Source organism: Mesorhizobium sp. WSM1386 (genome assembly GCF_055901595.1).
Genome location: NZ_CM148373.1, coordinates 1871344 through 1884782, shown reverse-complemented (window position 1 = coordinate 1884782; position 13439 = coordinate 1871344). Strand labels below are relative to the sequence as shown.

Sequence of the window (13439 nt, the reverse complement as noted above, 5' to 3'; positions counted from 1 at the left end):
CAACAAGGGAGGAAGTACATGTTGCGCAAACTGCTTATCGGAACGGCTCTCGCATCGGGGCTCGCTTTCGCGGCCCATGCCGAGGACGTCAAGGAAGTTCAGATGCTGCATTGGTGGACGTCGGGCGGCGAAGCGGCTGCCCTCAACGTCCTCAAGGGCGATCTGGCCAAGGAAGGCTATGCCTGGAAGGACGTGCCGGTGGCCGGTGGTGGCGGCGACGCTGCCATGACCGCGCTGAAGGCGATGGTCGCGGCGGGCAACTACCCGACCGCCTCGCAGATGCTCGGCTACACCGTGCTCGACTATGCGGCTGCCGGTGTCATGGGCGACCTGACCGAGACAGCGAAGAAGGAAGGCTGGGACAAGTCGGTTCCGGCGGCCCTGCAGAAATTCTCGGTCTATGACGGCAAGTGGGTCGCGGCTCCGGTCAACGTCCACTCGGTCAACTGGCTGTGGATCAACAAGGCCGTCATGGACAAGATCGGCGGCACCGAGCCGAAGACTTTCGACGACTTCGTTGCGCTGCTCGACAAGGCCAAGGCGGCAGGCGTGATCCCGCTCGCTCTCGGCGGCCAGAACTGGCAGGAAGCCACCATGTTCGACTCGGTCGTGCTGTCGACCGGCGGACCTGAGTTCTACAAGAAGGCCTTCAACGACCTCGACGACGCGTCGCTCAAGTCCGACACGATGAAGAAGTCGTTCGACAACCTCGCCAAGCTCGTCACCTATGTCGACCCGAACTTCTCGGGCCGCGACTGGAACCTTGCCACCGCCATGGTCATCAAGGGCGATGCCCTGGTGCAGGTCATGGGCGACTGGGCCAAGGGCGAGTTCAATGCCGCCAAGAAAACACCGGGCACCGACTTCCTGTGCTATCGCTTCCCGGGCACGGAAGGCTCAGTGGTCTACAACTCCGACATGTTCGGCATGTTCAACGTTCCGGACGACCGCAAGGCCGCCCAGGTCGCACTGGCCACTGCCACCCTGTCGAAGAGCTTCCAGTCGGCCTTCAATGTCGTCAAGGGTTCGGTTCCGGCTCGTACCGACGTTCCGGACACCGACTTCGACGCTTGCGGCAAGAAGGGCATCGCCGACCTGAAGGCCGCCAATGAAGGCGGCACGCTGTTCGGTTCGCTGGCCCAGGGCTACGGCGCGCCGCCGGCGGTCGCCAATGCCTACAAGGACGTCGTGTCGAAGTTCGTCCATGGTCAGATCAAGACCTCCGACGAAGCCGTGGCCGAGCTGGTCAAGGCGATCGACGACGCCAAGTAAGCGCAACGCCCGAAAACATCTTCCCCGCTTCGGCGGGGAAGGTTTTATCTCAACGATTGGCCGGCTCAATACCATGCCGACCGAAGACCCGTATGCACGGGCCGCCTTGCCGCCTGACGGCAGAGCACGGACGACCCAAAGCGGGAGGAGCTCATGAGCACGGTAGCGACAAGCCAGATCAAGCTGACGCCGGAGCACGCCAGGCCACGCGCCTCGGTGCGCTCGCGCCTGCAGGACGCATTGCCCAAGATCGTGCTGGCGCCGAGCTTCGCCATCACCATCGTCTTCGTATACGGCTTCATCCTGTGGACGATCTATCTGTCCTTCACCAACTCCAAGACCTTCCCGTCCTATGTCATCACCGGCTCGCGCGCCTATCAGCGGCTGTGGGGCTGGACCTTCGACACCGACCCGCCTTCGAGCTGGTACACGTCGATCACCAATATGGGCATTTTCGGCTTTCTCTATATCCTGATCTGCCTGGCGCTCGGTCTGTTCCTGGCCATCCTGCTCGACCAGAAGATCCGCGGCGAAGGCGTGCTGCGCCCCATCTACCTCTATCCCATGGCGCTGTCCTTCATCGTCACCGGCGTCGCCTGGAAATGGTTCCTCGATCCGGGTCTTGGCCTCGAGCAGACGTTGCACCAGTGGGGCTGGACGAGCTTCCATTTCGACTGGATCAAGAACAAGGATTTCGTCATCTACACCGTGGTCATTGCCGGCGTCTGGCAGGCTTCCGGCTTCATCATGGCGATGTTCCTGGCCGGCCTGCGCGGCATCGACGGCGAGATCATGAAGGCGGCGCAGATCGACGGCGCCACCACCTTCCAGCTCTATCGCCGCATCGTCATTCCGCTGCTGCGGCCGATCTTCCTGTCGGCCTTCATCGTGCTCGCCCACCTTGCCATCAAGTCCTATGACCTTGTCGTGGCGCTGACCTCCGGCGGACCCGGCGGCTCGGCCTGGCTGCCGTCCAACTTCATGTACGAGTACACCTTCAAGCGCAACGAGATGGCCGTCGGCTCGGCAAGTGCGGTGATCATGCTGATGACCATCGTCGCCATCATCGTGCCCTATCTCTATTCCGAACTGCGGGAGAAGCCGCGATGAGCGCCGTCACCAGTCCCGCCCGCCAGGCTTCCGGCGGCGTCAATGTCAAACTCGTCAACCGCATCGTCATCTACGGGTTGCTGGCGCTGTTCGCGCTGTTCTACCTGATGCCGCTGTTCGTCATGCTGGTCACCTCGTTCAAGACCATGGACGAGATCCAGAACGGCAACATGCTGGCGCTGCCCAAGGCGCCAACCTTCGAGCCCTGGCTGAAAGCCTGGGGCGAGACCTGCGTCGGCCTCACCTGCGCCGGCATCAAGGGCTATTTCTGGAACTCCATCAAGATGGTGGTTCCGGCCGTCATCATCTCGACGATGCTCGGGGCGCTGAACGGCTACGTGCTGACCAAATGGCGTTTCCGCGGCGCGACGCTGGTGTTCGGGCTGATGCTGTTCGCCTGTTTCATCCCGTTCCAGTCGGTGCTGTTGCCGATGGCCACCATCCTCGGCAGCCTCGGCCGCTTCGGCGTGTCGCTGCAGAACACGGTCGGGACCAGCTTCGGCCTCGGCAATCCGACCGTGAACCTGGTCTTCGTCCACGTCGTCTACGGCCTCGGCTTCACCACCTTGTTCTTCCGCAACTACTACGAGGCGTTCCCGACGGAATTGGTGAAGGCCGCGCAGGTCGATGGGGCGTCCTTCTTCCAGATATTCCGCCGCATCATGCTGCCGAACTCGATGCCGATCTTCGTCGTCACCGTCATCTACCAGTTCACCAACATCTGGAACGACTTCCTGTTCGCCTCGGCCTATGCCGGCACCGGCGACTCGATGCCGATGACGGTGGCGCTCAATAATGTCGTCAACACCTCGACCGGCGTCGTCGAATACAACGTCAACATGGCGGCGGCGATGATCGCCGCACTCCCAACCCTTCTCGTCTATGTGCTCGCCGGCCGCTATTTCGTGCGCGGTCTCATGGCCGGCGCCGTCAAAGGATGATCCGATGGCTTTTCTGGAAATTGATGGTCTGAGGAAGCGCTTCGGCCAGGTCGAGATACTCAAGGGCATTGACCTCGATCTGGAAAAGGGTGGCTTCCTGGTGCTGGTCGGTCCCTCCGGCTGCGGCAAGTCCACGCTGCTCAACACCATCGCCGGGCTGGAGACGATCACCTCGGGTGAAATCCGCGTCGACGGCCGCGCCATCAACGATCTGCACCCCTCCAAGCGCGACATCGCCATGGTGTTCCAGAGCTACGCGCTCTATCCGAACATGACGGTGGCCGGCAACATCTCCTTTGGCATGGAGATGCGCGGCGTGCCGGCGGCGGAGCGCCAGAAGGCGATCGACAAGGTGGCCAAGGTTTTGCAGATCGGCCACCTGCTGCAGCGCAAGCCGAGCCAGCTTTCAGGCGGCCAGCGCCAGCGCGTCGCCATGGGGCGGGCGCTGGTGCGCGACCCCAAGCTGTTCCTGTTCGACGAGCCTTTGTCCAACCTCGACGCCAAGCTGCGCGTCGACATGCGCATCGAGATCAAGCGCCTGCATGCCACCACCGGCACCACAATCGTCTACGTCACCCACGATCAGATCGAGGCGATGACGCTGGCGACCAAGATCGCCGTCATGCGCGACGGCGAGGTGCAGCAGTTCGGCACGCCGGCCGAGATCTACAACAACCCCAGCAATTTGTTCGTCGCCGACTTCATGGGCTCGCCGGCGATGAACCTGATCCCGGCGACCATCGCCACCTCAGGCAATGCACTGTCCGTCGTGCTGCAGCGCGAGGCGCGCGAGCCCATTACCTTGCCGATGGCCAATGCCCCGGCGGGCCTGTCGGCTTTCCAGGGCAAGCCGATCATCTTCGGCGTCCGCCCGGAGGCACTGACCGATCCGGAGGGCGCCGAGCGAAACGCCTCGAACATCGCCACCGCCGACCTGCACATCGAAGTGGTCGAGCCGGCCGGCTCCGACACTTTCGCCGTCACCAATCTTGGCGGCAAGGGCGTGGTGGCGCGGCTGCGCGCGGACGCCAACATCCAGCCGGGCACCAGCACGCCGCTCGCCTTCAATCTGACCAAGGCGGTGTTCTTCGATCCGGCGACCGAAAACCGCATCCTCTGAGCGAAATGACAAATCCCGATATCGTCATCATCGGCTCCGGCATTGGCGGCTCGACAATCGCTTCCGGCCTGGCAGGCAGCGGCGCCTCGATCCTGATGCTGGAGCGCGGCGAGCCCTTGCCGGCAACGCCGCATGCGCGCGATACGCGTTCCATCTTCGTCGACGGCCACTACCGGCCGAAGGAGATGTGGCGCGAGGCCGGTGGAGCGGCCTTCAACCCCGGTAATTACTACTATGTCGGCGGCAATTCGAAATTCTACGGCGCAGTGCTGATCCGCTATCGCAAAGAAGATTTCTCGGCCATGGAACATTTCGGCGGCGTCTCGCCGGCCTGGCCGTTTTCCTATGACGAGTTCGAGCCCTGGTATTCCAAGGCCGAGCAGCTGTTTCGCGTCCGCGGCGCACTGGGCGAAGATCCGACCGAGCCGTTCCATTCGGTCCCCTATGCCTATGAGCCGGTGCCCGACGAGGCGCCGATCGCCCGCGCCCGCGCCGAGCTCAAGGGGTTGGGCCTGCATCCCGCCTCGCTGCCGCTCGGCGTCGACATCGACACCTGGTTGAAGGAAGGCAAGACTGGCTGGGACGCGTTTCCCAACACCGGCCAGGGCAAGATCGACGCGCAGACCGGACCGCTGACGGCGGCGCTGACGGACACCAACATCCGGCTTGAGACCGGCTGTTGTGTCGAGTACCTGGAGACCTCGGTCGATGGCAAAACCATTGCCGCCATCCATTATCGGCAAAATGGTGAGCTGAAAAAGGTCGCGCCGAAGCTGGTGATCCTGTCCGCCGGCGCGGTCAATTCCGCCGTTATCCTGCTGCGCTCGCCGTCTTCCGATGGCAAAGGCCTCGCGAACCGTTCCGACCAGGTCGGCCGCAATTTCATGAACCACAATTCGAGCGCCATGCTGGCGATCGATCCGCGCCGCCGCAACGATGCCGTCTACCAGAAGACACTGATGCTGAACGACTACTACCTGTCCGACGGCAAGGGCGGCAAACCTCTGGGCAATGTCCAGCTGCTCGGCAAGATCGACTGCAATATGCTGAAGGCCAACGTGAAGTCGATGCCGAAATTCGCGCTCGACTTCATGGCCGGTCACGCCATCGACTGGTACCTGATGTGCGAGGACCTGCCCGATCCGGAAAGCCGCATCATGGTCGACGGCAAGGACATCGTCATGCAGTGGCGGCGCTCCAACATGCAGTCCCTCGACGGTCTGACCAAGGTGATGCGCGAAAACTTCCGCGCCTGCGGTTACCCCATCGTGCTCTCGCGCCCCTTCGACAAGCGCACCCCCTCGCATCAGTGCGGCACGGTCAAGATGGGCGACGATCCGGCGATCGCGCCGCTCGATCCGTTCTGCCGCTCGTTCGACCACCAGAACCTGTTCGTCGTCGACGGCAGTTTTTTGCCGAACTCGGCGGCGGTTAATCCGGCACTGTCGATTGCCGCACAGGCGCTGCGTGTCGCCGACCACATCCGCAAGGCCAGCCTCCAATGACCCGCCCGGCCGCGATCATCACCGGCGGCGCGCGCGGCATCGGCCTTGCCTGTGCCCAGGCGCTTGCCGATGCCGGCTTTGACATTCTGGTCGCCGACCTTGCCGAACAAGCCCCCGACGGACTCGCGACCGACATCATCGAGCGCGGCGCGAAATTCGGCTACACCCAATGCGACATCGCAGATCTCGACACCCACACAGCACTTGTCGATGTCGCGCTACGTGCCTTCGGCCGCATCGACTGCCTCGTCAACAATGCCGGCGTCGGCGCCGTCGTGCGCGGCGATTTGCTGGATCTGAAACCGGAGAATTTCGACCGCACGCTCGGCATCAACCTGCGCGGCACGGTGTTCCTCAGCCAGGCCGTCGCCAAGGCGATGCTGGCCACGCCGGGCGAACACCCCCGGTCGATCATCACCATCACCTCGGTCAGCGCCGAAATGGCCTCACCCGAACGGTCGGACTACTGCATCTCGAAGGCCGGGCTTTCGATGTGGGTGAAGAACCTTGCGCTCAGGCTCGCACCGGAAAACATCGGCGTGTTCGAGCTGCGGCCGGGCATCATCCGCACCGACATGACCGCAGGCGTGACCGCCAGATACGATGCCTTGATCGACAGCGGTCTGGTGCCGGCAAAACGCTGGGGCGAAGCATCCGACATCGGCGCGGTGGTGGCGACGCTTGCCGCCGGTAAGCTCGGCTTTTCGACCGGCTCGATCATCAATGTCGACGGCGCGCTGTCCGTGCCGCGGCTGTAAGTGGACAGTGTCATGACCGACTACATCATCGTGGGTGCCGGTCCGGCCGGCTGCGTTCTGGCCAACAGGTTGAGCGAGGATCCGGGAAATTCCGTGCTGCTGCTGGAGGCCGGCGGCAAGGACTGGCATCCCTATATCCATATGCCGGCAGGCTTCGCCAAGATGACCAAGGGCATCGCGTCCTGGGGCTGGTCGACCGTGCCGCAAAAGCATATGAAGGACCGTGTCTTCTGGTACACGCAGGCCAAGGTGATCGGCGGCGGTTCCTCCATCAACGCCCAGATCTACACGCGCGGCAATGCCCGCGACTACGACGCCTGGGAGAAGGAGGAGGGCCTCGCCGGCTGGGGTTATCGCGACGTGCTGCCCTACTTCAAGCGCGCCGAGAACAACCAGCGTTTTGCAAACGACTTCCACGGCGACCAAGGCCCGCTCGGCGTGTCGAACCCGATTTCGCCGCTGCCGATCTGCGAGGCCTATTTCCGCGCCGGCCAGGAGATGGGCATCCCCTTCAATCCGGACTTCAACGGCGCTGCCCAAGAAGGCGTCGGCTACTACCAGCTAACCCAGAAAGATGCCCGGCGTTCCTCCGCTTCGGTGGCCTATCTCAAGCCGATCCGCGCCCGCAAGAATCTGACCGTCAGGACTGATGTGCTGGTGACCCGCATCGTCGTCGAGAACAGTTGCGCCATCGGCGTCGAGATCGTCGACAGGCCAGGCGGCGAGAAGAAAATCTTGCACGCCGAGCGCGAGGTGATCGTCTCGTCCGGCGCCATCGGGTCGCCGAAGCTGCTGATGCAATCGGGCATCGGCCCAGCGGACCATCTGAAGTCGGTCGGCATCACGCCGGTGCACGACCTGCCCGGCGTCGGCTCCAACATGCAGGACCATCTCGATCTGTTCGTCATCGCCGAGTGCACCGGCGACCACACCTATGACAATTACGCCAAGCTGCACCGCACCGCCTGGGCCGGCCTGCAGTATCTGCTTTTGAAAAAGGGGCCGGTTGCCTCGAGCCTGTTCGAGACCGGCGGCTTCTGGTACGCCGACCCCACGGCCGCCTCGCCCGACATCCAGTTCCATCTCGGCCTGGGCTCAGGCATCGAGGCCGGCGTCGAGAAGCTGAACAATCCCGGCGTCACCTTGAACTCGGCCTTCCTGCGGCCGCGCTCGCGCGGCACGGTCCGCCTGAAGAGCGCCGACCCGGGCGACCATCCGCTGATCGATCCGAACTACTGGTCCGATCCCTATGACCGCGCCATGTCGATCAAGGGCTTGAGGCTCGCGCGCGAGATCATGCGGCAGAAGGCGCTTGCCCCTTACGTGCTGCGCGAGGTGCTGCCCGGCCCTTCGCTCACCAACGACGACGAGCTCTTCGACTACGCCTGCCGCAGCTCCAAGACCGATCATCACCCGGTCGGCACCTGTCGCATGGGCCATGATAAGATGGCGGTGGTGACGCCTGACCTGCGGCTGCGCGGCATCGAGGGATTGCGTGTCTGCGATGCGTCGGTGATGCCGCGGGTGCCCTCCTCCAACACCAACGCGCCGACCATCATGGTCGGCGAAAAGGGTGCCGACCTGATACTCGGCCGCGAGCCCTTGCCGCCAGCTGTGTTTTCCGGCAACCGGGCTGCTTAGGAGCAAAAGATGATCAGGCACTGTGTCTTCGTCAAATTCCGCAATGATGTCGGTGTCGGTGAACACAAGGCGATCCATGCCGACCTCGAGGCGTTGCGCCAGGTGATCGACGGCATGGACACCGTCCATTTCAGTGCCAATGTCAGCCCGGAGCCGTTTGCGCGCGGCTTCAGCCATGGCTTCACCATCGATTTCCGCGATGCCGCGGCGCGCGACGCCTATCTGGTGCATGAAGCGCATCAGCGGGCCGGGGCCCGGCTGGTCGCCGCACTCGAAGGCGGCACCGACGGATTGATGGTCTTCGACCTCGAGCTTACGAAAAAGTGACCGCTTAGCCTTTCGAAGGCCGGCTGAATGCTGTTCTCTTTTGCCAATCGGGCGACATATCGTTCCTTTGGGGGATACAAAGGAGGACGCCTTGAACCTCACTGCCGGGCAGAAGAAAACCGTCCTGGCCTCATTTCTGGGGTGGACGCTGGACGCTTTTGATTTCTTCCTGCTGACATTCCTGCTCACGGATATTGCAAGTGAATTCCAGACGGACGTCCCGGCGGTCTCAAAGGCACTGTTCCTGACCTTGGCCACGCGCTTCATCGGCGCGTTCTTCTTTGGCATGCTCGCCGACAAATACGGGCGCAAGCCTATCCTCATGCTCAACATCGTCAGCTACTCGGTGATCGGCGCGCTCGCCGCCTTCTCGCCCAGTCTCGGCATCTTCCTGGCTCTGCGTGCGCTGTTCGGCATCGCCATGGGCGGCGAATGGGGGCTCGGCAGTTCGCTCGCCATGGAATCCGTCCCGCCGAGTGCACGCGGCTTCGTCTCGGGCATCCTGCAATGCGGCTATCCGGCCGGCTACCTGCTGGCGGCCGTGGTCTATGGCTTGCTCTATCAGCAGACGATCGGCGGCTACACGATCGGCTGGCGCGCCATGTTCCTGCTCTCCTTCATCCCGGCATTGATCGTGCTCTTCATCCGCTCGCATGTGCCGGAATCACCGGCCTTCGTCGAGGCACAGAAGACCGCAAGGCCCGGCATGCTGGAAACGCTGCGCAAGCACTGGGGCATCGCGCTCTATGCCGTCGTGCTGATGATGTTCTTCAATTTCTTCAGCCATGGCACGCAGGATCTCTATCCGACCTTCCTGAAGAAGCAGCACGGCTTCGATCCGCATACGGTGAGCTGGATCACCATTTTCGCCAATATCGGCGCCATCGTCGGCGGCCTGGCATTCGGCGCGCTGTCCGAGAAGATCGGCCGCGTCAACGCCATCACGCTCGCGTGCCTGATCGCCCTGCCGTCGATTCCGCTATGGGCCTACAGCTCGACACCGTTCATGCTCGCCGTCGGCGCCTTCGTCATGCAGGTCGCCGTCCAGGGCGCCTGGGGCGTCATCCCGGTGCACTTGAACGAGCTGTCGCCCGGCGCGGTGCGCGCGACCTTGCCCGGTTTCATCTACCAGGCCGGCAATCTGGCGGCGTCCTATGGCGGCCCGTACCAAGCCGGCATCGCCGAAGCGCCAGGCGGCAGCTATGGCTACGCACTGGCACTGTTTGCCGGCGTGGTCGCCATCTGCATCATCGTCGTCATCCGCTTCAGTCCCGAACGACGTGGCCAGGTCATGACGGTGCTGGACCACGAGGTCAGCCGAGTCTGAGCGCCACCACACCGGCGACGATGCTGAGCGCGGCCGCGCCGCGCCAGCCCGTCATCTTCTCGCCGAGGGCGAAGACCGAGATCATCATGGCAAACAGGATCGAGGTCTCGCGCAGCGAGGCCACCGAGGCGATCGGCGCCTTGGTCATCGCCCACATCACGATCCAGTAGGCAGCGCCGCTGAGCACGCCCGTGAACAGCCCCGTCTTCCAGTCGCGCGCCAGAACCGGAAGCGCCTTGGGGCCCCGGAAGATCAGGCACAGCACCAGAGCGCCAAAAGCATCGCAAATGAACAGCCAGGCAGCATAGCTCTGCGCGGTCGCCGCCAGCCGCGCGCCGCTGCCGTCCGACAGCGTGTAGCTGGCGATGAAGATCGATGTGCCCAGCGCAAAGCCGACCGCGCGCAGGTTCAGCTTCTCCAGATGCGCACCGCCGCGAAACGACATCACCAGCGTGCCGGCCGACAGCAGGAAGATGCCCAGAATGGCAAGCGGCGCCGGCACTTCGGCAACGACGAACATGCCGCCGAGGGCTGCCAGCAAAGGTGCCGTGCCGCGCGCCAGCGGATAGGTCTGGGCGAAATCGCCGGCCTGGTAGGCGCCGATCAGGAAGGTGCGGTAGCCCATGTGAAAGAAGACCGAAGCGATGATGTAGGGCCATACTTCTGCCTTCGGCACCTCGACGAAGGGCAACACCACCAGGCCCGCGACGCCCATGCCCAGCGTCATCAGCGTGATCGACAGGAAACGGTCGAGATGGACCTTGACCAGCGCGTTCCAGATCGCGTGCATGGCGGCGGCGGCGAGCACCGCGAAGAAGACGAACAGGGTCATGCACGGCTCATGTGGCGATGCCCGGCGTCTCCAGATCGATGTCGATCCGCAGCGGGAAATGATCAGACGCGACCTCGCCAATGTCGGCGCCAACCGAGCGCACGCGGCCCGCGAACATGCCGCCGACAAAGCAATGGTCGAGCCGGCGGTTTGTCAGTTTGCCGTCGATGGTCTTCACATGGGTGTGGAAATCCGGAACCGGCTCGCTGGCGACAGCGGCAGCGTCAACGAAGCTGTCCAGATAGGCGGCACCGCGATGATAGGGCGTGCTGCCGACGATGCGGCGGTATTCCGCGCTGCCCGGCTCCATGTTGAAATCGCCCATCCAGATCGCCGCCAGCGGATTTTCCGGCTCGGCCTCGCCGCTGGTCCAGTTGCGCGACGGCTCGTCGTCGGCGCCGCTCCACGGGCCACCCTCGGAAGGCGCCCGGCGGTGCTCGGCGAGCAGATAGTCGATCTGCTCCAGCCGCTCCTCCGCTGCGATATGGGCGAGGTGCAGTGACAGCATCCGTAGCGGCCCGGCCGGTGTGCGGATCATGCATTCCAGGGCCGCGTTGCGGGTGTTGAGCGGCCGCAGCGTACGCCGCATCGGCAGCGCGTGAAGCCGCGACCAGGCGATCGGCAGCTTCGACAGCACCATGGTGCCGAACTGCCGGCGCCGATTGATCAGGCGGCCGTCGCGCCGCTCGCTGGCGTCCATGTCGAAGGCCGGTCCATAGACCCAATGATAATCCGGCAGCAGGCGTGAAAGCAGTTCGGGCTGGTCGTCGAAATTGCTGCGCTGCCAGTGCCGCTCCACCTCCTGCAGCGCAATGATGTCGGCGCCGGCAACGATCCGCGCCGCGCGCGAAAGATCGTAGCGGCCGTCGCTGCCGAACCCGTACTGGATGTTGTAGCTGACCAGCTTCATTGCTTACCCGGCTCAATTTCGATGTTGGCAGTAGCGGTTCGGCGAATTGGTTGCAATGTGCAGCGAGATGGCAGCAACTTGGGCCAGAAGCTTCCCTGCCGGCCCCCAGCTGCCTAGTCGGACTAGCCGTCCGTCGTCAGGGGCTGGAACCGGCCAGCCGGCGACGCCGCCAGTTCCGACCAGTCGATCTCTTCCTCCAGCCGATGATAGGCTTCATCGCCGATCGTGCCGTTGCTGCGCAATTCCTCGAGCGTGTCGCGCTGGCGATTGATGGCATAGAGGCGCAGCCGGTCGTATTCGGTTGCCGCCTGTGCGTCCTCCGGGTTTTCGGCCACCAGGCGCTCGGCCTCGTATTGCTCGCGCACGACAGCCGCCGCAGCCGACGTCTTTCGGCTCAACACGTCGAGTGCGGCCTGCATGATCGCGACGCGTGCCTGAGCCACTTCGCGATCTATTGTCGTATCCCGTTCGAAGTCGAGCATCCGCAGCAAGGGCTTCAGCGTCATGCCTTGCAGCACCAGCGTGCCCAGAACCACTGCGAAGGCGGCAAGCACGATCGGATCACGGCCGGGAAAATTGGCCGGCAGTGCAATGGCCACCACCAGCGTCACCAGCCCCCGCATGCCGCACCAGCCGACGAGCACACCGCCGCCAAATGTCGGCAGATCTCGCTTTCTGTCTTCACCGCCGAAGCGGGCGAACCATCGTATGATGGCAATGTAACTTGCCACCCAGACAAGGCGGGCGACGATGACGACGGCCAGCACCGTCGCGGCGAAGAGAAAGGCATCGCCCTGCCCTTCGCCGGAGAGTCGGCCGACGATCGAGCGCGCCTGCAGGCCCATCAGCACGAAGGCCAGCACGTTGAGCACGAACACCGCCGACTCCCAGACCGAATAGGTGCTGACGCGGCGTCTCGCCGACATGCGGCGCGGCGCTGTGCGCGCAATCGTCATAGCATAGACGACGATGGTGATGATGGCGGACAGGCCCAGCCTGTCAGCCAGGATCCAGACCCCGAAAGTCCCGGCGAATTGCACCACCGTGCTGCTCGCTGCGTCCTCGATACGGGTGAGCGTCAAGAGCGAGATGCGGCCAAACAGGTAACCCGCGATCAGGCTGCCGATCGTCCCCAGCAGGATCGTCGGAATGGCGCTGCTCAGCATGATCGAGCCGAGCGCCGCCGAAACCGCCAGCCGGTAGATCAGCAGCGCGGTGGCATCGTTGAGCAGGCTCTCGCCTTGCAGGATGGCGGTGATGCGGTGCGGTACCTTGAACTGGCTGAGCACAGCGCTTGCCGCCACCGCATCCGGTGGCGCCACGATGGCGCCGAGCGCGATGGCCGCCGCGACCGGCAGGCCGGCCATCTTCCAGCCGACGAAGGCCACGACGGCAGTGGTGAAGACAACGGCGCCCAGCGCCAGCAGCGCCAGCGACAGCCGGTAGCGCTTGAGGTCGCGCAGCGACGTGTCATAGGCCGCATCGAGAAGCACCGGCGCGATGAACAGGGCAAGCGCCAGTTCCGGATCGATCTCGATCGTTGGCGCACCGGGTACGAAAGCGATCGCAACCCCGGCCAGCGCCAGCAGCGACGGATAGGGAATCTCCAGCCGTCGCGACAGCGCCGTCAGCGCAACGGCGGCCAAAAGCAGGACAAGCGTCAGTTCGAAAAGAGCCATGGCTCATCGTAGCGACG

12 protein-coding genes are annotated in these 13439 nt (G+C 63.8%); 9 read left to right on the top strand and 3 right to left on the bottom strand.

Annotation, left to right across the window (positions count from 1 at the left end; all coding sequences use genetic code 11):
- Positions 1 to 18 precede the first annotated feature (18 nt).
- From AC0NIH_RS09260 to AC0NIH_RS09220, 9 genes are all read left to right on the top strand, one after another.
- Complete coding sequence (locus AC0NIH_RS09260; protein WP_224686300.1) at positions 19 to 1272, top strand: ABC transporter substrate-binding protein; 1254 nt, start codon at positions 19 to 21, stop codon at positions 1270 to 1272.
- Positions 1273 to 1425: 153 nt separating this feature from the next.
- On the top strand, positions 1426 to 2382 hold the full coding sequence (locus AC0NIH_RS09255; RefSeq protein ID WP_224686301.1) for a carbohydrate ABC transporter permease: 957 nt from the start codon (positions 1426 to 1428) through the stop codon (positions 2380 to 2382).
- Positions 2379 to 3323 carry a carbohydrate ABC transporter permease gene (locus tag AC0NIH_RS09250; protein ID WP_473464962.1) on the top strand — a complete coding sequence of 315 codons (945 nt, stop codon included), beginning with the start codon at positions 2379 to 2381 and terminating at the stop codon, positions 3321 to 3323. The genes AC0NIH_RS09255 and AC0NIH_RS09250 overlap by 4 nt, the downstream gene beginning before the upstream one ends.
- 4 nt (positions 3324 to 3327) lie before the next feature.
- A complete protein-coding gene (locus tag AC0NIH_RS09245) occupies positions 3328 to 4443 on the top strand; it encodes an ABC transporter ATP-binding protein (RefSeq protein WP_224730252.1) in 1116 nt (371 codons plus the stop codon).
- Positions 4444 to 4448: 5 nt separating this feature from the next.
- On the top strand, positions 4449 to 5948 hold the full coding sequence (locus tag AC0NIH_RS09240; protein WP_473464959.1) for a GMC oxidoreductase: 1500 nt from the start codon (positions 4449 to 4451) through the stop codon (positions 5946 to 5948).
- Complete coding sequence (locus AC0NIH_RS09235; protein ID WP_023778548.1) at positions 5945 to 6706, top strand: 3-ketoacyl-ACP reductase; 762 nt, start codon at positions 5945 to 5947, stop codon at positions 6704 to 6706. Before AC0NIH_RS09240 ends, AC0NIH_RS09235 begins: the two co-directional genes overlap by 4 nt.
- A gap of 12 nt (positions 6707 to 6718) precedes the next feature.
- Positions 6719 to 8347 (top strand): GMC family oxidoreductase, encoded by a 1629-nt coding sequence (locus AC0NIH_RS09230; protein ID WP_473464956.1) that lies wholly within the window; start codon positions 6719 to 6721, stop codon positions 8345 to 8347.
- A gap of 9 nt (positions 8348 to 8356) precedes the next feature.
- The gene (locus AC0NIH_RS09225) at positions 8357 to 8674 is read left to right on the top strand and encodes a Dabb family protein (protein ID WP_023765848.1); all 318 of its coding nucleotides are present in this window, start codon (positions 8357 to 8359) and stop codon (positions 8672 to 8674) included.
- Between the two features lie 91 nt (positions 8675 to 8765).
- Positions 8766 to 10001, top strand: coding sequence for an MFS transporter (locus AC0NIH_RS09220; protein ID WP_473464953.1), 1236 nt, complete (start codon positions 8766 to 8768; stop codon positions 9999 to 10001).
- On the opposite strand, the gene AC0NIH_RS09215 is transcribed toward AC0NIH_RS09220, so the two are convergent.
- From AC0NIH_RS09215 to AC0NIH_RS09205, 3 genes are all read right to left on the bottom strand, one after another.
- On the bottom strand, positions 9988 to 10833 hold the full coding sequence (locus tag AC0NIH_RS09215; RefSeq protein WP_287270114.1) for an EamA family transporter: 846 nt from the start codon (positions 10831 to 10833) through the stop codon (positions 9988 to 9990). The genes AC0NIH_RS09220 and AC0NIH_RS09215 overlap by 14 nt on opposite strands.
- Positions 10834 to 10840: 7 nt before the next feature.
- Complete coding sequence (locus AC0NIH_RS09210; protein WP_473464950.1) at positions 10841 to 11743, bottom strand: endonuclease/exonuclease/phosphatase family protein; 903 nt, start codon at positions 11741 to 11743, stop codon at positions 10841 to 10843.
- Between the two features lie 122 nt (positions 11744 to 11865).
- Entirely contained in the window at positions 11866 to 13422 is a 1557-nt protein-coding gene (locus tag AC0NIH_RS09205; protein ID WP_473464947.1) for a cation:proton antiporter, read from the bottom strand.
- Positions 13423 to 13439 lie beyond the last annotated feature (17 nt).

Coding starts and splice junctions, on each gene's coding strand:
- AC0NIH_RS09260 (WP_224686300.1), top strand. CDS start 19: ATGTTGCGCAAACTGCTTATCGGAACGGCTCTCGCATCGGGGCTCGCT.
- AC0NIH_RS09255 (WP_224686301.1), top strand. CDS start 1,426: ATGAGCACGGTAGCGACAAGCCAGATCAAGCTGACGCCGGAGCACGCC.
- AC0NIH_RS09250 (WP_473464962.1), top strand. CDS start 2,379: ATGAGCGCCGTCACCAGTCCCGCCCGCCAGGCTTCCGGCGGCGTCAAT.
- AC0NIH_RS09245 (WP_224730252.1), top strand. CDS start 3,328: ATGGCTTTTCTGGAAATTGATGGTCTGAGGAAGCGCTTCGGCCAGGTC.
- AC0NIH_RS09240 (WP_473464959.1), top strand. CDS start 4,449: ATGACAAATCCCGATATCGTCATCATCGGCTCCGGCATTGGCGGCTCG.
- AC0NIH_RS09235 (WP_023778548.1), top strand. CDS start 5,945: ATGACCCGCCCGGCCGCGATCATCACCGGCGGCGCGCGCGGCATCGGC.
- AC0NIH_RS09230 (WP_473464956.1), top strand. CDS start 6,719: ATGACCGACTACATCATCGTGGGTGCCGGTCCGGCCGGCTGCGTTCTG.
- AC0NIH_RS09225 (WP_023765848.1), top strand. CDS start 8,357: ATGATCAGGCACTGTGTCTTCGTCAAATTCCGCAATGATGTCGGTGTC.
- AC0NIH_RS09215 (WP_287270114.1), bottom strand. CDS start 10,833: ATGACCCTGTTCGTCTTCTTCGCGGTGCTCGCCGCCGCCGCCATGCAC.
- AC0NIH_RS09210 (WP_473464950.1), bottom strand. CDS start 11,743: ATGAAGCTGGTCAGCTACAACATCCAGTACGGGTTCGGCAGCGACGGC.
- AC0NIH_RS09205 (WP_473464947.1), bottom strand. CDS start 13,422: ATGGCTCTTTTCGAACTGACGCTTGTCCTGCTTTTGGCCGCCGTTGCG.